This is a genomic window from Novosphingobium sp. 9, assembly GCF_025340265.1.
GTDB lineage: Bacteria > Pseudomonadota > Alphaproteobacteria > Sphingomonadales > Sphingomonadaceae > Novosphingobium.
In genome coordinates, this window is the sequence record NZ_CP022708.1 from 34,421 (window position 1) to 58,832 (window position 24,412).

18 protein-coding genes and 3 pseudogenes are annotated in these 24,412 nt (G+C 66.2%); 10 read left to right on the forward strand and 11 right to left on the reverse strand.

Going from position 1 to position 24,412, the window contains the following annotated elements; all coding sequences use genetic code 11:
- Nucleotides 1-188: 188 nt before the first annotated feature.
- Together CI805_RS14800 and CI805_RS14805 are read right to left on the reverse strand one after the other, a co-directional pair.
- Nucleotides 189-1,550, reverse strand: coding sequence for an MFS transporter (locus CI805_RS14800; RefSeq protein WP_260928841.1), 1,362 nt, complete (start codon nt 1,548-1,550; stop codon nt 189-191).
- 131 nt (nt 1,551-1,681) lie between these two features.
- Entirely contained in the window at nt 1,682-2,515 is an 834-nt protein-coding gene (locus CI805_RS14805; RefSeq protein WP_260928843.1) for a 2-keto-4-pentenoate hydratase, read from the reverse strand.
- 16 nt (nt 2,516-2,531) lie between these two features.
- Here CI805_RS14805 and CI805_RS14810 point away from each other — a divergent pair, with 16 nt between their 5' ends.
- The 10 genes from CI805_RS14810 to CI805_RS14855 all read left to right on the forward strand — a co-directional run bounded on the left by CI805_RS14810 (nt 2,532) and on the right by CI805_RS14855 (nt 18,733).
- Nucleotides 2,532-3,734, forward strand: coding sequence for a LacI family DNA-binding transcriptional regulator (locus tag CI805_RS14810; protein ID WP_260928845.1), 1,203 nt, complete (start codon nt 2,532-2,534; stop codon nt 3,732-3,734).
- Nucleotides 3,735-4,190: 456 nt separating this feature from the next.
- Complete coding sequence (locus CI805_RS14815) at nt 4,191-5,564, forward strand: oligogalacturonate lyase family protein (protein WP_260928846.1); 1,374 nt, start codon at nt 4,191-4,193, stop codon at nt 5,562-5,564.
- Nucleotides 5,561-6,415 carry a rhamnogalacturonan acetylesterase gene (locus CI805_RS14820; RefSeq protein WP_260928848.1) on the forward strand — a complete coding sequence of 285 codons (855 nt, stop codon included), beginning with the start codon at nt 5,561-5,563 and terminating at the stop codon, nt 6,413-6,415. The genes CI805_RS14815 and CI805_RS14820 overlap by 4 nt, the downstream gene beginning before the upstream one ends.
- 44 nt (nt 6,416-6,459) lie before the next feature.
- Nucleotides 6,460-7,908, forward strand: a complete 1,449-nt coding sequence (locus CI805_RS14825) for a glycoside hydrolase family 28 protein (protein ID WP_260928850.1) — start codon at nt 6,460-6,462, stop codon at nt 7,906-7,908.
- 84 nt (nt 7,909-7,992) lie between these two features.
- Entirely contained in the window at nt 7,993-9,027 is a 1,035-nt protein-coding gene (locus CI805_RS14830; protein WP_260928852.1) for an alpha/beta hydrolase, read from the forward strand.
- Nucleotides 9,024-9,854: an alpha/beta hydrolase gene (locus tag CI805_RS14835; RefSeq protein ID WP_260928853.1), complete on the forward strand. Its 831-nt coding sequence runs from the start codon at nt 9,024-9,026 to the stop codon at nt 9,852-9,854. Before CI805_RS14830 ends, CI805_RS14835 begins: the two co-directional genes overlap by 4 nt.
- 131 nt (nt 9,855-9,985) lie before the next feature.
- Complete coding sequence (locus CI805_RS14840) at nt 9,986-10,297, forward strand: DMT family transporter (RefSeq protein WP_260928856.1); 312 nt, start codon at nt 9,986-9,988, stop codon at nt 10,295-10,297.
- 194 nt (nt 10,298-10,491) lie between these two features.
- Entirely contained in the window at nt 10,492-13,500 is a 3,009-nt protein-coding gene (locus CI805_RS14845; RefSeq protein ID WP_260928858.1) for a TonB-dependent receptor, read from the forward strand.
- A gap of 293 nt (nt 13,501-13,793) precedes the next feature.
- Nucleotides 13,794-17,552: a LamG domain-containing protein gene (locus tag CI805_RS14850; RefSeq protein WP_260928861.1), complete on the forward strand. Its 3,759-nt coding sequence runs from the start codon at nt 13,794-13,796 to the stop codon at nt 17,550-17,552.
- A 32-nt stretch (nt 17,553-17,584) separates the two neighbouring features.
- Nucleotides 17,585-18,733, forward strand: coding sequence for an aldose epimerase family protein (locus CI805_RS14855; RefSeq protein WP_260928863.1), 1,149 nt, complete (start codon nt 17,585-17,587; stop codon nt 18,731-18,733).
- On the opposite strand, the pseudogene CI805_RS14860 reads toward CI805_RS14855, so the two are convergent.
- The 9 genes and pseudogenes from CI805_RS14860 to CI805_RS21145 form a co-directional block, all read right to left on the reverse strand.
- Nucleotides 18,693-19,234 (reverse strand): annotated as a pseudogene (locus CI805_RS14860) (HupE/UreJ family protein). The gene CI805_RS14855 and the pseudogene CI805_RS14860 sit on opposite strands and share 41 nt — an antisense overlap.
- The gene (ureG, locus tag CI805_RS14865) at nt 19,231-19,899 is read right to left on the reverse strand and encodes an urease accessory protein UreG (RefSeq protein WP_260928867.1); all 669 of its coding nucleotides are present in this window, start codon (nt 19,897-19,899) and stop codon (nt 19,231-19,233) included. Before ureG ends, CI805_RS14860 begins: the two are co-directional and overlap by 4 nt.
- The gene (locus tag CI805_RS14870) at nt 19,896-20,690 is read right to left on the reverse strand and encodes an urease accessory protein UreF (RefSeq protein ID WP_260928868.1); all 795 of its coding nucleotides are present in this window, start codon (nt 20,688-20,690) and stop codon (nt 19,896-19,898) included. The genes ureG and CI805_RS14870 overlap by 4 nt, the downstream gene beginning before the upstream one ends.
- Nucleotides 20,635-21,144, reverse strand: coding sequence for an urease accessory protein UreE (locus tag CI805_RS14875; RefSeq protein WP_260928869.1), 510 nt, complete (start codon nt 21,142-21,144; stop codon nt 20,635-20,637). Before CI805_RS14875 ends, CI805_RS14870 begins: the two co-directional genes overlap by 56 nt.
- An 18-nt stretch (nt 21,145-21,162) precedes the next feature.
- On the reverse strand, nt 21,163-22,884 hold the full coding sequence (gene ureC / locus CI805_RS14880) for an urease subunit alpha (protein ID WP_260928870.1): 1,722 nt from the start codon (nt 22,882-22,884) through the stop codon (nt 21,163-21,165).
- Nucleotides 22,884-23,215 (reverse strand): annotated as a pseudogene (locus CI805_RS14885) (urease subunit beta). The gene ureC and the pseudogene CI805_RS14885 overlap by 1 nt, the downstream one beginning before the upstream one ends.
- Before the next feature lie 28 nt (nt 23,216-23,243).
- Nucleotides 23,244-23,546: an urease subunit gamma gene (locus tag CI805_RS14890; protein ID WP_260928872.1), complete on the reverse strand. Its 303-nt coding sequence runs from the start codon at nt 23,544-23,546 to the stop codon at nt 23,244-23,246.
- Nucleotides 23,537-23,806, reverse strand: a complete 270-nt coding sequence (locus CI805_RS14895; protein WP_260928874.1) for a hypothetical protein — start codon at nt 23,804-23,806, stop codon at nt 23,537-23,539. Before CI805_RS14895 ends, CI805_RS14890 begins: the two co-directional genes overlap by 10 nt.
- Before the next feature lie 83 nt (nt 23,807-23,889).
- A pseudogene (locus CI805_RS21145) lies at nt 23,890-24,396 on the reverse strand (urease accessory protein UreD); the annotation flags it as partial.
- Nucleotides 24,397-24,412: the final 16 nt, after the last annotated feature.

The window sequence follows — 24,412 nt, forward strand, 5'->3', positions numbered from 1 at the left end:
CGGTTCTGCCGCCTTCGCTTTGCTCTTCTTCAATCCTCCCAGCCCCGCTCAGCCTGAGCCTGTCGAAGGCCGCGCGCTGCCCTATGTCCAGGCACTTCGCAGGATGCCGCCGTATCGCGCTGCCTTCGACAGGCTCAGGCTGAGCGGATGTGGTGTGGCTTGCCCGCTTCCCCAGCTTCCCCGCCTCGCTACACTTTCGCAGGCTCCAGCCGCGGGCTGAGCAGCTGGATCGCGATCAGCGCCAGGAAGTAGGCGCTCGCGCACATCGCGAAGAGCACGCCGTAGCTGTGCGTCGCGTCCAGAATGTAGCCCGCCAGCAGCGCCATGCCCATGCCGCCGAGCGCGCCCAGCGTGCCGCCGATCCCCACCACCGAGCCGACCGCACCGCGCGGGAACACGTCAGAGGGCAGCGTGTAGAGATTGGCCGAGAACGCCTGATGCGCAGCCGTCGTCACGCCGATCACCAAGACCGCCGTCCACAGGCTGTCGATCGACTGCGCGTACCAGATCGGCAGCACGCAGATCGCGCTCACCAGCATCGTCACCTTGCGCGCGGCATTCACGCCGCGCCCCGCCTTGATAAGGCGCGAGGACAGCCAGCCTCCCGCCACGCTGCCAAGGTCGGACAGCAGGTAGATCGCCGCCAGCGGCAGCCCGAAGTTTTTCAGATCGAGGTGATAGCGCTCGAACAGATAGCCCGGCAGCCAGAACAGGAAGAACCACCAGACCGGATCGATCAGCAGCTTGCCCAGCGCATAGGCCCATGTCTCGCGCACGCGCAGCAGCTTCGTCCACGCGATCGTCTCGACCGGGCCTTCGGGGTCCTGCCGGATCCACGCCAGCTCACCCGGCGAGACGCGGGCATGGCCCTGCGGATCGCGATAGAGCGCCCACCATGCCACCAGCCACAGCACGCCCAGCACGCCGGTAACGTAGAACGCCATGCGCCAGTCGAACCACAGCACCAGCGCGGGCACGATCAGCGGCGTCAGGATCGCGCCGATATTGGCGCCTGCATTGAAGATGCCGATCGCCAGCGCCCGCTCGCGCTTGGGGAACCAGTCGGTGACGGCGCGGATGCCTGCGGGGAAATTGCCGGATTCGCCGATGCCAAGCCCGAAGCGCGCCATCGCGAACGAGGCGACGCCGCCCGCAAAGCCATGCGCGACATGGGCGATCGTCCAGATCACCAGCGCCACCGCATAGCCCAGCCGCGCGCCCAGCGCGTCCACCACTTTGCCGAACGAGAGATAGCCCACCGCATAGGCAACCTGGAACCAGAACACGATCGCCGCGAAGTCGCTCTCGGTCCAATGGAACTGCGCCTCCAGCGTGGGCTTGAGCACGCCGATCATCTGGCGGTCGACATAGTTGATCGCGGTCGCGGCGAACAGCAGGCCCACGATCACCCAGCGATAGCGCCCGGCGCGCGGCGACAGGCCCGCATCCGGCGCCTCGTCAACAGCCGTCCCGTCGACAACGGACGCAACAGCGGGCACCTCGCCCGCCAGCGCATCATGGTCCGCCCTGATCCCTTCGGCAGGGGTCATGCATCATCTCCCGTATGAGGGGCGGCCGCTCTTATCATTGTCGCGGCCTGCCCTTGGTGGTCAGTCCTAGTCCGGCGGCGCGCCCTGTGCCACTGCCTGTGTCGTGGCCCTTGCGGTGCCAATCCGGCATGTCACCTCGCCCAGCCCGCAAAGCGCGCGCGAACCTGCGCGCCGGGGCGCACTTCGTGAACGCCGGTCACGGCGCCGCTCGACACCCACAGGCCCTTTTCCGTGCGCTGTCCGCGTGCGACAAGGTTGGCGAGGAGAAAGCGCACCGCGCCCAGCGGCCCGTCGAGCATCGTCGCGGTCGTCCCCTCGCCCGCCACCACGCCGTCGATCTCCAGCGAGACCGGCACGCACGAAAAGTCGATCTCCTGCCAGTCGGCAAAGGCGGGGCCGACGATCATCCCGGCATTGTTGCCGAAGTCGGAGACCGTCACCGGCGGGCCATCGGCATTGATCCGCGCCCAGGGCGAACTGGCGATCTCGATGCCGATATGCACCGCGTCGATCAGCGCGGCGGTAGCGGCATCGTCGGTAGGCACCACCCCGTCCCAGCCGGGCACGACATGGAGCAGGAACTCGGCCTCGGCAGCGGCGAAACCGCCTGCGAACACGGGCATTTCCGGCTCGGAACCTGCGCCCTGCGTGACCACCTCGTCCGCGAAGATCGGCCCGCACAGCCGGTCGGCGCCCAGCGCTATATCGCGCGGCGGCGGAATACGCCCGACCTTCCAGCCAACGACCTCGCGCCCGTCGAGCGCGATGGCAGTGTCCTGAATGCGATAGCCGGCGGCGAGGTCTTCCGGCAACGCACCGGGGTAGGCGTCAAGCGCCGAAGCGCTGCGCCGTGCGGCGACGAAAGCGGCGGCGATGGCCTGCTCGGTGCCCGATGCGCCTTTGCGCGCTTCATCCTGCTGCGCCGTAACCTCGGGGCCAGAATCGCTTTTGGAATATCCGTCCATATTGCGGAACCTGCTAATGGAAACCGGTGTCAAACACAAGCCGCTTTCGGGCCGCATCCGGGTGCGCAGAACAAACGCACGGTTTTCCGCCAGTCGCTTGCGCCTCGTATGTCGCTGCGTTGCTTTTCGCTCCGACACCGGGCAAGCCTCTAACCCGCACGCGATCAAAAAGCAGAACAGGAACCCCGCCGATGCCGCCGCCGTCCCCCCCGATGCCAAGCCGACGATCAACGACGTCGCGCGCCTTGCCGGGGTGTCGAAGAAGACGGTCAGCCGCGTCATCAACAAGTCGCCGCTGCTGAACGAAGCCACCCGCGAAAAGGTCGAGGCGGTGATCGCCGAGCTGGCCTATGTCCCCAATCCGCAGGCCCGCGCGCTGGCGCTGCGCCGCAACTTTCTGATCGGCCTGATCCACGACAACCCCAATGCGCAGATGGTGCTGGGCGTGCAGGAGGGCATTCTTCAGACCATCCGCGATACCGAGTTCGCGCTGGTGGTGCGCCCGGTCGATCGCCACTCGCCCACGCTGATCGAGGATATTCGCCGCTTCGTGGAACAGCAGCGCCTGTTCGGCGTCATGCTCCTGCCGCCGATCTCGGAGAACGATGAACTCGCCGCGGTCTGCCGCGATCTCGGCTGTACGCTGGTGCGCATGGGCTCGGCCCAGCTCGATGCCCCGGCGCATCTCGTCGCCTCGAACGACCGCGAGGCGGTGGCAGGCGCGGTCGAATGGCTGGCCGGGCTCGGCCATTCGCGCATCGGGCTTGTCACCGGGCCTGCCGGTTTCCGCTCCGCCCACGAGCGCGAGCGCGGCTTCGAGGAGGGCATGGCGCGCGCCGGGCTTACCCCCGACCCGGCCTTGCGCGCGCCCGGAGACTACCGCTTCGAATCGGGGCTGGAGGCCGGGCACCGCCTGCTCGCCGCCGATCCGCCGCCCACCGCGATCTTCTCCAGCAACGACGAGATGGCCGCAGGCGTGATCCACGCCGCCCACGCGCGCGGCATCGCCGTGCCGGACGCGCTTTCGATCATCGGCTTCGACGATACCGCCATCGCCGCCCACTTCTGGCCGCCGCTGACAACGGTACGCTGGCCGATCGAGGCCATGGCGCGCGCGGCGGCCAGAAAGCTGATCGAACCCGCCAGCGCGGGCGAGGAGCCCTCGCAGTTCCCCTCCGACCTGATCCGCCGCGCCTCGGCCGTGGCACCACGCGGCTGAGGGTCGGCTGGGGGTGGGCCAGCGCGACGCCCGAAATAGGTAGGCCAACGGCCACACCACCCGATGCCCAATCTTCGTCATTCCCGCAAAGGCGGGAATCCAGTCAGCGCAACGTGTCGAACCCAAGATCGCTGGCGAGATCTCGCCGATGTGAGAATGTAGACGGCGGGCGCGAAGGCGTCCTTCATCGCAAGGTTGCTGCTGGATTCCCGCCTTCGCGGGAATGACGAAGCGGGGTGACCATTTAGCAAGCCGACAGAGGTCATGAAAGACCATTCGCATTCGCCCCGCAGCCAAGGTCAGGTAGTCTCTAGACCCCCTCTATCCCCCTCTACCCTGTCTCTAGCCCCCTTTATGTCCGCTTCAATCTGCACGTCTGCATCGGGGATGCTTGACACCGGTTGCCCACAAAGTAGGATCATAGTCCATAATATGAAATGACGAAGGGATGGGAGCGTGGTGTCTCTGGCAAAGGGCAGCCGTGTCTTGCGGCTGGGACTGATCCTCTCTGCGGCGCTGAATATCGCTGTTTTTCCGGCATTTGCGCAAGAGCCAGCAAAGGCAGAAGCACCGCCGCCGCGCGAATGGATCGACGCGAAGACCGGCCACCGGGTGGTGCGGATCTCGAACGAGCCGAACTCGTCCAGCCTCTATTTCAACTACAACGCCTATACGCCGCAGGGCGACAGGATGGCGATCGTCACGCCTGCCGGAATTGCCGCGATCGACCTCAAGACTTTCAAGGAAATTCCGGTACTTGCCGTGAAGGCGCCGTTCCGGCTGCTGTTCACCGGCCACAAGACGCGGCAGGTCTATTACGAAACCTTCCAGGGCGGCCCCGATGGCGGCAAGACGGTCTGGGCGGTGTCGATAGATGGCGGAAAACCAAGGAAAATCGCCTCTGTCGCCAGTGGCGATATCCAGACCATCAATGCCGACGAAACGCTTCTGGGAGGCGTCTCGGTGGATGGCGATCGAGGTGCCAACGCGCTGAAAGCGTTCCAGAAAACCGACCAGCGCTTCGATCAGGCGGACTATCAGGCCACCGGCAAGGACGGCAAGCCACTGAACTACGCCGACGCCAAGGAAGTCCGCATGGACGAACGACTGGAGGCGAAAGTGCCGATGTCGATGTTCGTGGTCGACATAAAGACTGGTAAACAAAGGAAAGTCTACGGCTCTACCGACTGGCTGAACCACCTCCAGTTCTCGCCCACCGATCCTAACCTGCTGATGTTCTGCCACGAAGGCCCCTGGCAGAAGGTCGACCGTCTCTGGCTGCTCCATCTTGACCGCCCGAGCACCCCGCCGGTGAAGATCCACACCCGCACGATGAACATGGAAATCGCGGGACATGAATGGTTTAGCGAGGACGGTAAGACGATCTGGTACGATCTCCAGACCCCGCGCGGGCAGGATTTCTGGGTCGCCGGATACGACATCGCGACCGGCCATCGCACGCAATATCACCTCATCCGCAACGAATGGTCGGTCCACTTCAACCGCAATGCCGATGGCAGCCTGTTCTCCGGCGACGGCGGCGGGCCGGACATGGTCGCCCATGCCGGCGACGGCAAGTGGCTCTATCTGTTCACCCCGCACGCGGTCATTCCCGATGCGGGCATCCCCTCTCCCCATTCCGAAGCGCTGATCCAGCCGGGAACTTTTACGGCGGAGAAACTCGTCGACATGGGCAAACAGGACTATCGACTGGAGCCCAACGGCAAGTTCTCACCCGATGGCAAGTGGCTGATTTTCCGGGGCAACATGTTCGGACCAAGCTATGTCTTTGCGGTCGAACTCGCCCGCACCAAGGAGCCCGCCCAGTGACCGCGAACACCATCCGCCCGGCCCTGCTGCTGGCCGCCACCGCTGCCCTGCTCATGGCCGCCGCACCGCCACCCGCGAACGACATTCCGCCCGACACCGCCACTGCCCGGCCCGACAAGCCTGCCGCGCGGGTCTTCATCGCCAGCGATTCCACCGCCGCGCACTATGGCGCTGCGCAGTTCCCGCAGATGGGCTGGGGCATGTTCCTGGGCTGCGCGCTGCCGACAGACGTGCAGGTGGTGAACATGGCGCACGGCGGGCGCAGTACGGGAACCTACGTGTCCGACGGTTTCTGGAAGCAGCTGACCGATGCGCTGCAACCGGGCGACACCGTGCTGATCCAGTTCGGCCACAACGACGAGGACACCACCAAGATGTTCCGTCACGTCGATCCGCCGCAATATGCTGTGAACCTTGCAAAATTCGTCTCTGACGTGCGCGAGAGGCAGGGCGTTCCGGTGTTGCTGACGCCGATCGCCCGCGACGAGTTCGACGCCTCCGGCCATATCCGCGAAACCCACGGCGCCTGGGCCGAAGCGGTGCGCCGGGTGGCTTCCGAAACGCACACCCCGCTGATCGACCTCGACGCCAGGGCCATGGCGTGGTTCGGCGCGAAAGGCCCCGGCAAGACGGGTGCCGACCGCTATTTCCTAATCTATGATGCCGCCGATCACATCGCCCGCTTTCCCGAAGGGCACCGCGACACCACCCATCTGAACGAGTTGGGCGCGCGCAGCGCCGCCGCGCTGGTGGCGAACGATCTCGCCACGCTCGACGTGCCACTGGCCAAGCGCGTCCATGCGCCCGATCCTGCCGCCCAGCGCGCGCTGGGCGCGCCGACCTGCTGGTAGAGAGCGGCATGATGCGCCGGGATATCCTTGTCTGGAGCGCAGCCATGGCGCTGATGCCACGGCCAGCATTTGCCGCGCAGACCTTCGATATCCGGCACTTCGGCGCGCGCGGCGACGGCGAGACGCTCGATACCGACGCGATCAATGCCGCTATCCACGCGGCGGCGAGAGCAGGCGGCGGCGTGGTGACGATCCCCGCCGGACGCTATCTGTGCTTCTCGATCCGCCTTGCCAGCCGCGTCTCGCTGCGCTTCGAGGCTGGCGCGGTAATCATCGCCGCCGATCCCGCGCGCCACGCCGGGCGCTACGACCTGCCGGAGGATCGCGGAGCGCAACTCTATCAGGACTTCGGCCATAGCCACTGGCACAACAGCCTGATCTGGGGCGACGGCGTGGAGGACGTTGCGCTCGAAGGGCCGGGCCGGATCGAAGGCGGTGCGCTCACCCGCAACGGCCCCGGCGCGCGCTGGCAGGCGCAGACCGGCGAGCGGCCCCTGTCGATGCAGCACATGACCAAGGCCGAGATCACCGCGCTGGAGAGCGATCACGCGGCGATGGAAAGGCTCGGCAACAAGGCCATCGCGCTGCGCATGGGGCGACGCATCCGCCTTTCGGGGCTCACCATCGCGGGCGGCGGCCATATCGCCGTGCTCGCCACCGGCACCCAAGGGCTGACCATCGAGAACCTGACCATCGACACCGCGCGCGACGGGATCGACCTCGACTGCGTGCGCGACGTGACGGTTTCGGGGTGCCGGATCAATACGCCCAACGACGATGCCATCGTCGTCAAATCCAGCCTCGCGCTGGGCGAGAAGATCGCGTCGGAGAACGTGACGATCCGCGACTGCCAGGTCTCGGGCTACGATCTGGGAACGATGCTGAGCGGCACCAACGGCACCACGCAGGCGCTCGCGCCCGACCGTGACCGGCCAACCGGGCGCATCAAGCTGGGGACCGAGAGCAACGGCGGCTATCACCATATCCTGATCGAGCGCTGCCGCTTCGCGCATTGCCGGGGCCTTGCGCTCGAAACGGTGGACGGCGGCGCGATGGAAGACGTGATCGCGCGCGAACTGTTCATGGAAGACGTCACCACCGCGCCGATCTTCGTGCGGGTGGGCAACCGGGGGCGCGGACCTCATGGCACCGCAATCGGCTCGACCCGCGGCATCCGCATCGAACGGGTGTTCGCGCAAGCGATCGACCCGCGCTATCCGGCGATCCTTGCAGGCATTCCCGGCCACCCGGTACGCGATGTGACGCTTTCGCAGATCAATCTGACCTATGCGGGCGGCGGCACCGCGAGCGATGCGGCACGGCAGGTTCCGGAGGTGCCGAACGCCTATCCGGAGCCCAGCATGTTCGGCGTATTGCCCGCCTGGGGCCTGTGGATGCGCGATGTGGAGCGGATTTCGCTCGACCGGATCGCCCTTGCGACCGCAGCGCCCGACGCCCGCCCGCCCATTATGCTGGATCGCGCCACCGGATAACCGCCAGCGCCTTTCCGCTCTGGCCGCAACGCCGCATCCTGCCATGATTTGTCCGCACTGACCGCTTCGAGGAGAGACCCGCCCGTGACACCGCCCGAAACCTCGCGTCGCAACCTGCTGGCAGGCGCCATCGCTGCGGCGGCGCTTGCGCCGTCACTGGCTCCGACGCTGGCACAGGCGCAAGATCCGAAGTTCGCTCCGGCAAACGCCCATGGTCCCGGTACGGACCTGAAGGTCGAGCGCTTCCCGATCTGGCCGGGCACACCGCCGGGATACCCGGCGGCGGGCGTGAAGGACGTGTTCGTCAAACGCAGCCCCACCGGCGACGAGGACGACATCGCCTGGACCAATGTGGCCATCCCGATGCTGACTGTCGTTCACCCGGAAAAGCCGAACGGCGCGGCCATGCTGGTGGTCCCCGGCGGTGGCTATGTGCGCGTGGCGGTCGGGCGGCACGGATCGGACATTGCCCAGCGCTTTGCCGCGCAGGGGATCACCACGTTCGAACTGCTCTATCGCCTGCCGCACGATGGCTGGGCGGCAGGGCCGGACGTGTCGTTGCAGGATGCACAGCGGGCGCTGCGGCTGATCCGGGCGGGCGCGGGAACGCGCTGGCAGGTCGATCCGGAGCGCGTCGCCATCTCGGGCTATTCGGCGGGTGGGCATCTGGCGGCACGCGCAGCCTCGCGCCCGGATCTCGTGACCTATGCGCCGGTCGATGCGGCGGACCGGCAATCGGCGCGGGTGAACGTGGCGGGGCTGTTCTTCCCGGTCGTCACCATGCTGGACGAGGGCGTGCATCGCCAGTCGCGCGAGCAATTGCTGGGCGCCCGCAAGGACGATCCCGAGGCACGCACGCACTGGTCGACGCAGATCGGCCTGCCCGCCGACATGCCGCCCACCTATGTCGCCTGCAATGCCGACGATCCGGTGGTGCCGCCCGAGAACGCAATCCTGATGTTCCGTGCGCTCAATACCCTCAAAATCCCCACCGAACTCATGATCTTCGAGAAAGGCGGCCATGGTCCGCCAGCGCCGCACAAGGATGGCACGCCAACGCCGTGGATGGCACTGTTCGAGGCCTTTGCCGGCGATCACGGTTGGCCGGTGCGCGCATGACCGCATCGCCATCACTGCCGGGTGCTTTCGAGAGCCTCACGGCGACACTGTTGGGCGAGGCTGGAACCGGGCCTGCCTTTGCGCTGGAGGACGACCGCGCCCCGCTCGAATGTGCCGTCGTCAGCAATGTCGCGCAGGGCGCCCTCCTCCACTTCACGGCCCAGAACCCCTGCGGCACGGCCGCGCTGGTGATTGGCGGCGGTGGTTACGTCCAGCTTATGGCCGGGCGCGAAGGCGTGCAGGTCGCGCGCTGGCTGAACATCCTGGGAATCGACGCCCACGTGCTGATCCACCGCTTTCCCGACGCAGCAAACGGCGTGATGGCGCCGCTTGAAGACGCGCGCGCGGCGATGCGCTTCCTGCGCGAACGCGGCGCTTCTCGGGTCGGTGTGGTGGGGCTGTCCTCGGGCGGCCACCTTGGCGCGTGCCTGCTCGCCTGCACCGACGAGCATTCACCCGATTTCGCCGTGATCGGTTATGCGCCGATCTCGACCAATGCCGCCGGACGCACGGTGATCGCCGACAAGCCACCACTGGCGCCGCCGGAAAAGCAGGCGTTCTACGATGCGCTCCAGCCCGATGCACAGATGGCGGAAAACCCGCCGCCGTGCTTCGTGGTCTATGCCGCAAGCGATCCAGTGGTGCCGGTGGTCAACGCGCGCCGTCTCACTGCCGCGATCGAAGCGCGCGGCGGACATGCCGAACTGCATGTCTTTGCCGAGGCGCCCCACGGCTTCGCCCTCGATACGGCCAGCCTGCCGGTCTCGCTCTGGCCGCAGCTGTGCGAAGCGTGGATGCGACAGATGACCATTCTGCCGCCGAGCTAGCCCAAGGCAACTTGACCAGAAACAGCAGCAGCCCCATCTGAGGGGGGCAAGGGACGCCCCTTGCCTGCACTTCGCGCACCGGAAGCGCCATGCGGTATGCCAACCGGGACGGCCCGGACATGGAGTTACGCATGTCCTGGATTATCCTTGGGGTCGCAGGTCTTCTCGAAGTCGTCTGGGCGTTGGCGATGAAGCAGTCGCAAGGCTTCACGCGCCTTTGGCCCTCTTTCGTCACGCTGCTGGCCATGGCCGGATCGTTCGGTCTGCTGGCGCTTGCCCTGCGCAGCCTGCCGCTGGGCACGGCCTATGCGATCTGGACCGGGATCGGCACGCTGGGGGCATTTGCCGCCGGAATCGCGCTGTTCGGAGAACCTTTGAGCGCCGTCCGGCTGGGCGCGGTCGTGTTGATCCTTGGCGGCATGGTGCTTCTCAAGCTATCCTGAATGTCCGCGCCTGCATCCATCTGCAACCTTTTTCGACAGATCGCGATGCAACTCCCGATATGTGAAATCCATGTCCACAATGTCATTGACACCGGTTTCCAACAGGAATAGCCGTTAGCCCAACGAAGGCGAATCCAACAATCGCCACACACGCGACGGCCGCGTCTCCAGCCGTAGCCCTTGGGAGGGATGTCATGAAATCGAAGGCATGGACGAAATGTGAAACCAGTCGGCTGGGTTTGATTGCTACCGGTGTCTTTACCGGAATTGCGGCGCTTTCGCTGTCTGCACCAGTGCTTGCCCAGACCACCGGCACGACGGCTGCTGCGACCACGCCGCCCGCTTCGCCTTCTGCTGCTTCACCTGCATCGGAAGCCCCGGCGCAGACCGCGTCCGCGGCCCCCGGCTCGATCAGCCCCGCCACGGCGCAGGAAATCATCGTCACCGGCTTTCGCCAGAGCGTCGCCACCGCGCTCAACGCCAAGCGCAACGAGATCGGCGCGGTCGATGTCATCAAGAGCGAGGACATCGCCCAGTTTCCCGACAACAACCTGGCCGAATCGATCCAGCGCATCCCCGGCGTGACGATCACCCGCGCCGCCGGTGAAGGCCGCTCGATCACCGTGCGCGGCCTTGGCCCCGGCTTCACCCGCGTGCGCATCAACGGCATGGAAGCGCAGGCGACCTCGGGCGGTTCGGCGGCGGCAGGCGGCATCAATCTGGGCCGCGGGTTCGACTTCAACGTCTTCGCTTCAGAGCTGTTCAACTCGATCACCGTGCGCAAGACGCAGTCGGCAGACGTCGACGAAGGCTCGCTCGGCGCCACCGTGGACCTTGCCACCGCGCATCCGTTCGACTTCAAGAAGACCACCGCGACGATCTCCGCCGAGGGACAGTACAACGACCTGCGCGGCCGCATCGACCCGCGCCTTGTCGGGCTGTTCTCCACCACCTTTGGCGGCAGCGATTTCGGCCTGCTGGTCTCGGGCGCCTACAGCACCAGCCACAAGTACGAAGACGATCAGGGCGGCGCGGGCGGCTGGGACACGGTGAACACCAACGGCGGCTTCTGCTCGCCCCTGGGCGTCACCCCGACCAACCCGCTGGCCGGCAGCAATGCCTACGGTTCCAGCGCCACCCAGTGCTCGACCGGGGTGGACCGCCTGCCCGGCACCGCCAGCAACATCGCCGCCTATCAGACGGCGGAGGGGAACGGCACCGTCCAGATCCCGCACCTACCGCGCTACGGACGCATCACCCATGACCAGAAGCGCCTCGGCCTGACCGGGTCGCTGCAATGGCAGCCGAGCAACCACACACTCGTCACCTTCGACGCGCTGTATTCGCAGCTGAAGGAAACCCGGCGCGAGATGTACCTGAACGGTATCTCCTTTGCCCGTTCGCTGTCGAGCAACGGCCTGCCGCAGACCAGCGTGACCGATGCCGAGGTCAACGATGCGGGCGATCTGGTCTACGGCGTGTTCGACAATGTCGACGTGCGCTCGGACGACCGCCTGGTGCAGGACAAGACCACGTTCCAGCAGTACACGCTGAACTTCAAGCAGGACCTGTCGGACACCTTCCACATCACCGGTCTTGCGGGCTATTCGGACTCGAAATACTCGAACCCGGTGGACGTCACCGTGTCGATGGATGCCGTCAATTCGGATAACTACAGCTTCGACTACCGGAACAACAGCCGTCTGCCGCTGATCACTTACGGCTTCGACGTCACCGATCCCAACGCCTACAGCTTCACCAGCGGCAATTCGCTGGCCCGCGTGCGCCAGTACTATGTCGACAACACCTTCAAGACCGGCGAACTGAACGGCACGTTCGATATCACCTCCGATTTCCATTTCAACTTCGGCGGATCGTACAAGCAGTTCGACTTCAAGGCCCAGCGTTTCGACCGTAATGCGGCGGAAACCACCGTGCCCGACCTGCCCGCAGGCACTTCGCTCGCCAGCCTGACCGATACCGTCACCGGCTTCGGCAAGGGTATGAACCTGCCCGCAGGTTCGGCCACCAGCTGGGTCACGCCCGACCCGCAGGCCTTCATCGACGCCTTCGGCATCCTTTCCGGACAGGGCACCTGGACGATGGGCAGCATCGACAACTCAGGCGCACGCGGAGGTAACCAGAGCGTGACCGAGAAGACGAAGTCCGCCTACGGCCAGTTCACCTTCGATACCGACTTCCTGCCCGTCCATATCCGCGGCGACGTGGGCATGCGCTATATCGACACGCAGCAGACCGCGCGCGGCTATCAGCTGCAATCGGGCAGCGCGGCGCTGGTCTCGGTCCAGAACGACTATCACAAGTGGCTGCCGGCGGTGAACCTGACGGCGGATCTGCAACAGAACCTGCTGCTGCGCTTCGGCGCCGCACGCGTGCTTGCCCGCCCGAACCTCACCAGCCTGTCACCGGGTGGCACGATCCTGGCGCAAGGCACCAAAAGCATCACGCTGGGCAATCCGCAGCTCGCCCCGATCGAGGCGAGCACGATGGACGTCTCGCTGGAGTGGTACTTCGCGCCGCGCTCGATCCTGTCGGTCGCCTACTTCCACAAGAACATCCATACTTTCGTGCAGACGCTGACGCGCTCGATCCCGTTCAGCGAGACGGGCCTGCCGGACTCGCTGCTGGATGGCTACCCGACGGTGCCTTCGGACATCTTCACCGTCAGCCAGCCGGTCAACACGCCGGGCGGCCCGCTGGACGGTGTGGAAGTGAACTTCCAGTCGGACCTGCCGCTGAATTTCCTGCCCGACATTCTCAACCACTTTGGCGTGCTGGCGAACTACACCTACGTCACGTCGAAGATCAATTACTGCACGAATTCGGCCTGCTCCACCTCGGTCACGGCGGAACTTACCGGCCTGTCCAAGAACGCCGCCAACGCGACGCTCTATTACGACAACGGCAAGCTCTCGGTGCGTGGATCGGTCGCCTGGCGCAGCGGGTTCCTCACCGGCGTTCCCGGCGGCAACACCGGCAACGATGTCAACGGCACGCATGGCTCGGCCGTGGTCGATGCACAGCTGACCTACACCTTCAACGATCACCTCAAGCTCAAGCTCGAAGGCCTGAACCTGACCGATACCTTCATCGACCAGTACCAGGACTCCGACCGCGACAGCTCGCTCGACTACGAGCACACCGGCCGCCAGATCAACTTCGGCGTTCAGTACAAGTTCTAAGAGACCCACTCCCCCTCTCGGCCGGATTCGCAAGAATCCGGCCGGTCTTTTTGCATTTGACGCGTGCGTGCGGCACGTTCGCGAAAGAGCCGAGGAGCCGCCCGAATGCCCGCCCGTGTTTCCCCAAAAAACGCCTCGCCCCTTTCGTTACCGCTCTTCTGGGCGCAAGTTGCCTTGCAGGCGCACCTGTTGCACACGCACAGACGACAAACCTTCCGACCAGCAACACACAAACCGGCGACACATCCGGCCTGCTGTTTAGCCTTTCCGCCGACAAAGGCACGACGGCGGATATGGCCACCGGTTCGCCTTCGCCGATCTTCCAGAAGGGCGTGCGCACGATTGCCGATGGCGCTTCCGGCCCGGCGCTCGCCATGGACGACAACCTCACGCTGGCGTGGTCGGCTCCGGGCAATATCCATGCCCAGCGCGGCACCGTCTCGTTCCTGTTCCGCCCCGGCAAGCCGCTCGACGAACAGCCCTTCCCGATCTTCCGCGTCGGCCGCTCGGACGGTTCGGACTGGGACATGACATGGCTGCGGATCGACTGGAACGGCCACGGCTTCGATGCCTTCGTCACCGATACCGGCATGGCCCGCACGCGCCTGTCCACCACCGTCGCGACCATCCCGCCGCCCGACAGATGGATTGCCGTCACCTTCGCGTGGGACGAGACGAAAGGCGTGACGCTGTGGATCGACGGCAAGCAGGTGGCCACCAAGGCGGTTAAGGCCGATTACGATATGGGCCTTTGGGGCTTCGGCTTCTTCCAGCGCACCGTCTCGCCCTGGCAGGTGCAAAGCGCCTACAACTTCCTGCGTTCGGGCGATATCGACGAACTGCGCATCTACGATCACGTGCTGGATGGCGCCGAAGTGGCCGCGCTGGCGAAAGGGCAGGCGCCCGCGATCCCCACGGCCCCGGCGCGCACGCTCACCGATCCGGCCACGCGCGGCGAGTGGGCGTTTCGCCACGGCTGGGCCAACGTCACCGGGCCTGTCGACTACGGCAAAGGCCCGGTCATCGCCGTGCGCAAAGTCGAATTCGCCGACGCGCGCGACCAGAAGGAAAAGATGCTGCGCGGCGCCGACGGCATTCGCGAGACGACATGGCCGGGCGTCTACAACCGCTCGACCCTGCCGGGGCGCGACGACTATTTCGAGCTGCCGGACTGGAACGTCTATTCGACCGGCGGCCGCGCCTACACGCTGGCCCTGCCCGGCGAGGACTGGAACCATATCGAGATCACCGGGCCTGCCTATGGCACGCTCGACTGGTCAGGCGACGGTGCGAAGGGCGAAACCGTGCTGCGCCGCGCGCAAGGGCTTGAGCAGACCTCGACGCAGCTTGGCGCCACGCGTCACGGCGGCACGCTCACCTTCCGCAACGTCGCGCCAGAGACGCCGATACAGGAAATCGGCGCCTACGATATTCGCGCCATCGACGCCCCGCCGCAAGGCATCGCCACGCTCACGTACGCGCTGACGCCCGAGGCCAGTCCCGAAGGCTACGCCAGCCTCAGGCCGCTCACCGACTTCATCGCCGGGCGCTATCCGGCGGATGAACGCGCGGTGATCGTCGCGCTGCCCGAAGGCGCGCCGCTGGTCCCCGCCGATGCGGCGGTACGCGAACGCTTCCCCATCGCCAGCGGCAAGGCACTCCCTGAAGTGCGCGTGCTGATCCCCGCGACCTTCCGCGACCAGCCCGCCGGCGAGACCGCGCGGCGCTTTTCCTACGGCTGGGAGAACCTCGACGGCGGGCTCGACGGACTGGTGCTGCGCCTGCCCGCACTCGGCCTGAAGCCGCAGAAGGATGGACTTGTGCCGTTCACGGTGTGCGTCCACGATCCGCTCTGGCCCGAGCGCGATCTGCTCGACGTGACCGTGCGGATCGATCCGGACAAACCCCAGACGCTCTGGCTCGACACCCGCGATCGCATCCTGCGCCCCGAAGACAGCCTCTCGCTTTCGCTTGCCAGCGCCGATCCCGATTTCGATGCCGCAAAGCTCCAGGGCGCAAGCGTCTCGCTGGTGTTCAAGCCGCGCGAGGCCGCGCTGGCCGAACATGTCGCCGACCGTCTGGAACAGGCGCGCGATGAACTCGCCTGGCTGGTCGAAGAGCAGCCCTCTACCCGTCTCTACCCCGTCTGGAATCGTTTCGAGAGCGATGTGTCCGACGTGCTGCGCGTCGCGCCCGAAAACCCCGAAGCCCGCGCGCTGTGGAACGAGAAGAACCCCGAACAGCCTTACTGGCAGGTCGATCTTGCACCGCCGCCGGATGCGAAGACCCCGCTCTGGGCCTGGCGTCAGGTGCAGGATCTCACACTTTACCGCCATTTCGTGGACTGGTGGATCGATCATCGCCAGCTGCCACCCGGCGTCCCCGGCGCCGGTGAACTGGGCGGCGGGCTTTCCGACGATACCGATCTCGTCAACCAGTGGGTCGGCCTCGCGCTGATGGGCGTGGAACCTGACCGCCTGCGCGCCTCGCAGCGCGCCGTGCTGAACGCAACACATGAAAACGGCATGTGGAACAACGGCTTGAGCCATATCATGGCCGACCAGCTGCACAGCTATGAAGAGGGCATCAATACCCTCGCGCAGGCGATGATGCTCGATCGCGGGAATCCTCAACTGATCGAGCAGGCGATGGCCACCGCGCGGCGCTATCCCGATCTCATCCGCACCAATCCCGCAGGGCACCTGCATTTCGCCACCGCGTTCTTCAACGGTAGCCGGGCGTTCACCAAGGGGCCGCTGGGCTGGCAGTATCCCTACAGCTACCTCGTCACCCATCCCGGCATGCTGCTGGTCGACTGGAACGGCGCGCCGCAGGTGAAGTCGCTGTTGCTGCGCTCGCTCAATGACTGGCTGGCCCACGGCAGGCAGGACAGCCACGGCCACTGGGTCTACCCGCAGGAGATCGAGTGGGCGACCGACAAGACACGCGGCACCGGCGTCTCCAGCGCGATCCACAGCTTCTGGGCCGCCTGGCGCTGGACCAGCGATCCGAAATACCTGCGCCCGATCGAGCCCAAGGGCCTCGCCGCAGGCTCGCTCAACATGCTGTTCGGCGTCAATGCCGATACCTTGGCGCAAGTCCCCGGCGGCCCGGGCCTTGCCGCCGACATCTCCTCGGGCAAGGTCACGACCGACAGCCACGCCTACGATCCGAACCTCGGCACCGTGTCCGATGCCCAGATCGGCAAGTTCGTGCGCTGGCAGGAAACCGGCGACAATTCCCTGCTCGCCGGGCTCTATGCCGACGAGGCGGTCGAGGACATGCACCGCATGTATTACATCACCGAAGCCGAAGCCTGGATCGACCGCGTTGCCGTGCCCAGCGACCTGCTTCAGCGCGCCCGCATGGGCGGCGTCGCGCACCTTCGCAACAACTACTACCCCGGCAATCTCGTCAGCTGGCGGTTCGCCGGGCCGGACGATGCGCAGAAGGTCGGCATCATGATTCCGCACGGCGACCCGAAGCACTTCACGGTGATCGCCTACAACATGACCGATGCGCCAATGCATGCCACGATGATCGGCGGCGAACTGGCACCGGGAACATGGGAAATGCGATCCGGAATCGACTCCAATGGCGACAATCGTGCCGATGCACCAGGAGCACCGCAAACGATCCAGTTGGAGAAGCAGCTCGGCACCGACCTTACCTTCCCCGCGCATCAGACCGTGGTCTACGAATTTACGCTCAAGACCCTCGGCGATAATCCGGCGACCCGGCCAGACGTCGGTCTGTCTCAACAGGATCTCGCCTGGAAGGGCAGTGCCTTGCAGGTCACGGTCCACAGCCTCGGCGCCAAGCCGACACCGGCGGGCGAAGTCACGATCACCGGACCGGATGGCCGTGTCTGGGGCAAGGCAGCCTTCCCCACACTTGCCGCTCCCAGCGACCTCACGCCCAAGACTGCCACTATATCGCTAAAAATCCCGGCGGAAGCGCCCAAGGCAAGGCTGGCGGCCACGCTGCGCCTTAATGGTGACGTGCATGAGATCACCGCCGACAACAACACCGCATCCGTACCCGCACGATGATACGCCGCGCCCTTACACTACTGACGGCTACAATGCTCGCCGGTCCCGCTCTCGCGCAAAGCGTGCGGGAGGAACCGGCGGGTCAAATGGCAGACGGTCGCGCGGTTTCCGCCTGGGTCCTGACCGGCGGCCGTCAACACCCGATCCGGGTACGTATTCTATCACTCGGCGGGATCATCAACGCGCTGGAGGTCCCCGACCGGCACGGGCGCATGACCAGCGTCGTCCTCGCACTGCCATCCATCGCCGCCTACGAGAAACGGCCGAATTTCAGCGCGGTGATCGGGCGCTATGCCAACCGCATCTCGCATGGCGGCGTGACCATCGACGGGCAGTTCCACAAACTGGCCACCAATGCAGCCGGGGTCATCTCACACGGAGGCTCAGGCGGGCTCGGCGCCCAACTCTGGCAAGGGGAAGCCGTGCGCGAACCGGGCAGCGTCGGAGTGCGACTTACCAATGTCAGCCCCGACGGGTTTAACGGCTTTCCGGGCGAACTGACCACCACGGTCACCTATACGCTCGGCCCCGACGAAACGCTGCGCATCGACTATACGGCCACCAGCACGCGCGACACCGTGCTCAACCTCACCCACCATGCCTTCTTCAATCTGGAAGGGGCGGGCTCCGGCAGCACCGATGCGCAGTGGCTGCGCGCCTTCGCCGATCACTATACGCCAAACGATGCGCATAGCTTGCCGACAGGCGAGGTTCTGCCGGTCTCCGGTGCGCTCGACCTGCGCCGCTGGGCGCGGATCGGTGAGCGTGTCCGCGCCGATGATCCGCAGCTGCGCATGGCCCATGGTTTCGATGTGAACTACGTCCTGAACGGCAGCGATGCCGCCCTTCCCGTCGCGGCGTGCGCATACGATCCGAACAGCGGTCGCAGTCTGGTGGTCGCGACTGACCAGCCCGGCTTGCAGGTCTACACTGCCAACGGCTTCGACGGCTCCCTACAGGAGCGTTCCGGCGCGATGCTGCGGCAAGGCGATGCCTTCGCGTTGGAAACGCAGCATTTTCCCGACAGCCCTAACCACCCGAACTTCCCGAGTACGCTGCTGCGCGCGAGGCAGACCTTCCGCTCGCGAACCGAGTTCCGTTTCGGCATCGGGCGAAGGGGAGCGACCGGGCTACCGGAAATCAGCGGGTGCCGGCCTGCCGCTTCCGCGAAAGAGCATTGATCCCTCGCCCGGCGCACACACCGACCACATGCAGAAGCGCTGTTGCTGCCAGCATCGCGATAGCGAAGGTCCAGTGTGATCCGTTCGCTTCGGTCGCATGGGCATAACCGTGAGCAAGCGCGAAGAAGCCGGTGATGGCAGCCGCGAGGACGAGGTTGATACGCGGGCGAGAATGGCGCCCAATGCCAGCAGTGGCATAGAGAGGAGGACGATGGTCTCGGCGGGGATGGTAATGCCGGTGTGACCGACGAGGAAGCCTGCGGCCATTGCGCTCATGAAGGCTGCGGGCAGCGCCCAGATCTTGCCCGGATAGGCGCGCGCGGACCACAGCCCCACACAAATCATCGCGGTGAGATGGTCCGCGCCGGTGAAGGGGTGGACGAAGCCGGCGAGCGCGCCGGTGCCGAAGTCATGTCCCGGATGCGCCAATGCGGGGCTCGCCGCGAAGAGCGGCAAGAGCGCGGCGAGCTTGGGCCAATGATGCGTGACGGAACGGCTCATGCGATTTTCTCCGGTTTGAAAAGCGGCTGCGCGGGCGGCAGGCGATCGGGCAGGCCGCCCTGTTCGACGATCAGGCGGGCAATGGCATCGACGCCCTGATCGGCGCGGATATTGGTGAAGACGAACGGCTTGGTCCCGCGCATTTTCGTGGCATCGCGGTCCATCACCGGCAGGCTGGCGCCGACCAGCGGGGCAAGGTCAATCTTGTTGATGACGAGCAGGTCCGAGCGGGTAATGCCGGGGCCTCCCTTGCGCGGAATCTTATCGCCCGCCGAGACGTCGATCACGTAGATTGTCAGGTCCGCCAGCTCGGGGCTGAAAGTGGCCGCCAGATTATCGCCGCCGCTTTCGATCAGGATCAGGTCGAGATCGGGGAAGGTCCGATGCAGCCGGTCGACCGCGGCGAGGTTCATCGAGGCATCCTCGCGGATCGCTGTATGCGGGCAACCGCCGGTCTCGACGCCGAGGATACGCTCGGCCTCCAGCGATCCGGCGCGGGTGAGGAACTCGGCATCCTCGCGCGTGTAGATGTCGTTGGTGATCGCGGCGATCTGGTAGTCGGCACGGAAGGTGCGGCACAGCGCGTCCATCAGCGCCGTCTTGCCCGAGCCGACCGGGCCACCGATGCCCACACGCAGAGGGCCGTTTGTGGAGGTAAGTGTCATGTGCGGAACAGCCTCGTGTACTGGGTTTCATGGGCCATGCAGCCAAGCTCGGCCATGAGGCTGGCCGAACCCATCTGCGCGAAGGGGTCTTCGTTGGGATCGAGCGCTGCGGCCCGCGCAGCCTGCACCAGCACTTGCGGCTTCAACGCGCGCAACACCTGCTGGGCATGGGTCTGACCCAGCGGCACCAGACGCTGCGCCGCCGAGACGAGATTGGCGACGGCGCCATGCGCGAAGGCCGCCAGCGCGGGTTCGAGCGGAAGATCGGCCTGCGCCATCAGACAGGCGCAGGCGACCGGATAGGCCAGTTCGTCTTCGGGCACGTCGTCCAGCAGCACAAAGGCCTCAGCCGAAGCGGCAGCGCCGGCGATGCGGCGGAACGCCTCGCCTTGCGCGCAGGTCTCCAGCCTGCGCTCGGCTCCGGTCGCGGCCGCGTGGGCGAGTTCGGCCACGGCGAGCAGCGCGATGCCGTCGCCTGCCCTCGCCGCGTGGAAGGCATGGGCGAAGAGCACCAGATCGCTCCACAGCGGCCCCTGCCCCAGCAGGTCGGCGATCCAGCCTTGGCACGAAGGCGCATCGGTGATGAAGCGTTCCTCCACCGCCCATTCCAGCCCACCGGAATGGGTATAGGCGCCCACCGGCCAGGCCGGAGACATCCAGCTAAGCAGGTCGAACAGACCGGCGGCGCTAACTGCGGCGTCTGTTGCTGCGCCCGGCCCCAGATTGAGGGCGATGTCAGGCGTGATGGTGGTGATGCCCATGATCGTGCGCGTGGTCATGGTCATGGTCATGACTATGCGAATGGCCGCCGCCGGAATAGGCCCCGCCTTCCGGATCGAACGGCGCCTCGATCCGCGTGCAGGTGCCGCCAAGGCCCAGAACCATGTGCTCGATCACATGATCGTAGCGAATGCGCAAGGTGCCGCCATCAGGACCGGGAAGCAGTTGCGTCGGCAGGTGGCGATTGCCCAGATGCCAGGCGATCCGCACCAGCGCTGCGCTATCTTCAGCCCCGATCTCCAGCAACGCCTCGGCGGCGGCACGTACCAGCACCAGCGAGCCGTCCTCGATCCGCAACCGCTCGCCATCGCGCAAGTGCACCGCGCTGGGCATATCGAGCAGCAGCGCTCGCCCCGCCTCGCTCGTCAGCACGATGCGGCGGCGGTTGCGACGGTCGAAATCGAGCAGGACCGAGTCCTCACAAGGTTCTTCGGAAGCGGGCTCGACGGAATATATGCGGCGCATGGGTGGCAACCTTCGCGATCAGTAGAGGAAGTAGCGCTGCGCCAGCGGCAGCACGTCTGCGGGCAGGCAGGTAAGCAGTTCGCCATCGGCACGCACCTCGTAGGTCTCGGGGTCGACCTCGATCGCCGGCAGCGCATCGTTCAGCTTCATGTCGGCCTTGCCGATCCCACGCACATTGGCGATCGCCACCACCTGGCGCCTGAGGCCGAGCCGTTCCTTCACCCCGCCGTCCAGCGCCGCCTGCGAAACGAAGGTCACGCACGCGGCCGCCATGGCCGACCCGTACTGGCCGAACATCGGCCTTGCATGGACCGGCTGCGGCGTCGGGATCGAGGCATTGGGATCGCCCATCATCGCTGCCACGATCGTCCCGCCCTTGACGATCAGATCGGGCTTGGCGCCGAAGAAGGCCGGGTCCCAGATCACCAGATCGGCCAGCTTGCCCACTTCGACCGAGCCCACCTCGTCTGCCAGCCCATGGGCGATCGCCGGGTTGATCGTGTACTTGGCGACGTAGCGCCGCGCACGCAGGTTGTCGTGCTCTTCGCCATCCGTGTCTCCGTCGCCCGGAAGCGCGCCGCGCTGCAGCTTCATCTTGTGCGCGGTCTGCCAGGTGCGGGTGATCACCTCACCCACCCGGCCCATCGCCTGGCTGTCGGACGAGAGCACCGAGAGCGCGCCCATATCGTGCAGCACGTCCTCCGCCGCGATCGTCTCCTTGCGGATGCGGCTCTCGGCGAAGGCGATATCCTCGGCAATGCCGGGGTCGAGGTGATGGCACACCATCAGCATGTCGAGATGCTCGTCCACGGTGTTGACGGTGAACGGCATCGTCGGATTGGTGGACGAGGGGATCACATTGGGCAGCCCCGCCACCTTGATGATATCGGGCGCGTGACCGCCGCCTGCTCCTTCGGTGTGGAAGGCGTGGATGGTGCGGCCCTTGAAGGCGGCGATGGTATCATCCACGAAGCCGCTCTCGTTCAGCGTATCGGTATGGATCATCACCTGCACGTTCATCGCGTCCGCGACGGTCAGGCAGCAGTCGATCGAGGCGGGCGTGGTGCCCCAGTCCTCGTGCAGCTTCATCGCGCAGGCCCCCGCCTCGATCTGCTCGACGAGGGCGGCGGGCTCGCTGGCATTGCCCTTGCCCGCAAAGGCCAGGTTCACCGGCAGGCCCTCGGCAGCCATCAGCATGCGCGCGATATGCCAGGGACCCGGCGTACAGGTGGTGGCATTGGTGCCGGTGGCAGGCCCCGTCCCGCCGCCCAGCATCGTCGTGATGCCCGAGGCCAGCGCCTCTTCCACCTGCTGCGGGCAGATGAAGTGGATATGCGCATCGATCCCACCTGCCGTGACGATCTTGCCCTCGCCCGCAATGATTTCGGTGCCGGGGCCGATGACGATATCGACGCCGGGCTGCACGTCCGGGTTGCCCGCCTTGCCGATAGCATGGATGCGCCCGTCGCGAAGGCCGATGTCCGCCTTGTAGATGCCGCTCCAGTCCAGGATCACCGCATTGGTGATCACCGTGTCCATCGCGCCCGCCTCGCGGGTCCGCTGGCTCTGGCCCATGCCATCGCGGATCACCTTGCCGCCGCCGAACTTGACCTCCTCGCCATAGAGCGTGGCATCGCGCTCGATCCTGATCAGCAGCGCGGTATCGCCCAGCCGCAGCCGGTCGCCCACCGTCGGGCCATACATGTCGGCATAGGCCACGCGGGTCATCGTGAAGGCCATCAGCGCGCGCTCCCGTCCTCGGTTGTATCCAACTGCGCCATCACCGCGCCCCGGAAGCCGAAGATCCGTCGATCCCCCGCAACGGCACCAGCGCCACCTCGCGCGACTGGCCCGGCTCGAAACGCACCGCAGTGCCCGCCGGAATGTCCAGCCGCTGGCCCATTGCTGCCGCACGGTCGAAGGCCAGTGCCGGATTGGTCTCGGCGAAGTGGTAATGGCTGCCCACCTGTACCGGCCGGTCGCCGGTATTGGCCACGGTCAGCCGCGTCACCGTCAGCCCTTCGTTGAGCGTCACGGTGCCGGGGGCGGCGAGAAGTTCGCCCGGAATCATGCCTGTGGGGATCATATCAACGTCTCCCTCAACGGATCGGGCTGTGGATGGTGACCAGCTTGGTGCCGTCGGGGAAGGTCGCTTCCACCTGCACGTCGGCGATCATCTCGGCGATGCCCTCCATCACCTGTTCGCGGGTGAGCACATGGGCGCCCGCTTCCATCAGGTGGGCCACGCTCAAGCCGTCGCGCGCGCCTTCGGCCACGAAGTCGCTGATCAGCGCGATCGCTTCGGGATAGTTCAGCTTCACCCCGCGCTCCAGCCGCCGCCGCGCGACCATCGCCGCCGTGGCGATCAGCAGCTTGTCCTTTTCTCGAGGGGTCAGACGCATCGCTCAGCAACTCCAGACACGGGGCGGGGAAGGCCTTCGCGCAAGACCTCCAGCGCAAGGGCAAGATCATGGCGCAGCACCGCGCCGTCGGGCGCCAGCAAACGCAGCGCGAGAATACCGTTCCAGCTGCTCGCCGCAACACGCCCTTGCGCGCCGGTGAGCGCGTGGCGCAGCGGGTCGAGCAATGCGGCGGCATCGGGGGCCAGTCGCAGCACCGTGGCAAAAGCGCCCGCGCCGTTGCCAAGCGCGGGTCGTGACATCGTGGCGGCAATGTCCGGCCCCTGCCCACCCCAAGCTCCAGCGCATCGGCATAGACCAGCCGCCCGCCGCGCCGCACCCGCCACGTATCGCGCAAGTGCCCGCTCGCCATCCGCTCGCCCATCGCCGTGCGGCCCAGCACCACCGCCTCCAGCCCCAGGAACCGCGCGTCGGGCGCCATCTCTACCTCGATCGCGCGCGACAATCGCGCGGCGTCGAACAGGATCGTCTCCTGCGGCATCCACGCCGCGTCCGCGCCAACCGCCAGCGTCAGCCGCGTCGACACTCGCGCGCCCACGTCCATCGCCCGATAGACCCGCTCCGCCGCCTGCGAGGTGATCGCCGCGCACGCCCCAGCCTCCCAGCCGATCCGCTGCTCCATCACATCGCCTTCGGCAAGGCCCCCTGCGGTGTTGATCAGTACCGCTTCCCCCTCGCCGGACCGCATCGTCAACCGAGGAAGACGCACCCGCAGGCAACCGCTCTGGTACATCTCGCCCGCCACCGTGCGGTCCCCCAAACGCCGAAACGTCAAACCCAGCGCGCCTCGGCTGCGAACAGCCGAAAGTGCAGAGGCCGTCGTGGTGGCCATAGGGAAAGGCGCGTTC

Excerpts from the sequence above, each read along its gene's own strand:
- CI805_RS14800 (WP_260928841.1), bottom strand. The coding sequence starts at position 1,550 with ATGACCCCTGCCGAAGGGATCAGGGCGGACCATGATGCGCTGGCGGGC.
- CI805_RS14805 (WP_260928843.1), bottom strand. The coding sequence starts at position 2,515 with ATGGACGGATATTCCAAAAGCGATTCTGGCCCCGAGGTTACGGCGCAG.
- CI805_RS14810 (WP_260928845.1), top strand. The coding sequence starts at position 2,532 with ATGGAAACCGGTGTCAAACACAAGCCGCTTTCGGGCCGCATCCGGGTG.
- CI805_RS14825 (WP_260928850.1), top strand. The coding sequence starts at position 6,460 with ATGGCGCTGATGCCACGGCCAGCATTTGCCGCGCAGACCTTCGATATC.
- CI805_RS14835 (WP_260928853.1), top strand. The coding sequence starts at position 9,024 with ATGACCGCATCGCCATCACTGCCGGGTGCTTTCGAGAGCCTCACGGCG.
- CI805_RS14840 (WP_260928856.1), top strand. The coding sequence starts at position 9,986 with ATGTCCTGGATTATCCTTGGGGTCGCAGGTCTTCTCGAAGTCGTCTGG.
- CI805_RS14845 (WP_260928858.1), top strand. The coding sequence starts at position 10,492 with ATGAAATCGAAGGCATGGACGAAATGTGAAACCAGTCGGCTGGGTTTG.
- CI805_RS14850 (WP_260928861.1), top strand. The coding sequence starts at position 13,794 with ATGGCCACCGGTTCGCCTTCGCCGATCTTCCAGAAGGGCGTGCGCACG.
- CI805_RS14855 (WP_260928863.1), top strand. The coding sequence starts at position 17,585 with ATGCTCGCCGGTCCCGCTCTCGCGCAAAGCGTGCGGGAGGAACCGGCG.
- ureG (WP_260928867.1), bottom strand. The coding sequence starts at position 19,899 with ATGACACTTACCTCCACAAACGGCCCTCTGCGTGTGGGCATCGGTGGC.
- CI805_RS14870 (WP_260928868.1), bottom strand. The coding sequence starts at position 20,690 with ATGACCATGACCATGACCACGCGCACGATCATGGGCATCACCACCATC.
- CI805_RS14875 (WP_260928869.1), bottom strand. The coding sequence starts at position 21,144 with ATGCGCCGCATATATTCCGTCGAGCCCGCTTCCGAAGAACCTTGTGAG.
- ureC (WP_260928870.1), bottom strand. The coding sequence starts at position 22,884 with ATGGCCTTCACGATGACCCGCGTGGCCTATGCCGACATGTATGGCCCG.
- CI805_RS14890 (WP_260928872.1), bottom strand. The coding sequence starts at position 23,546 with ATGCGTCTGACCCCTCGAGAAAAGGACAAGCTGCTGATCGCCACGGCG.
- CI805_RS14895 (WP_260928874.1), bottom strand. The coding sequence starts at position 23,806 with ATGTCACGACCCGCGCTTGGCAACGGCGCGGGCGCTTTTGCCACGGTG.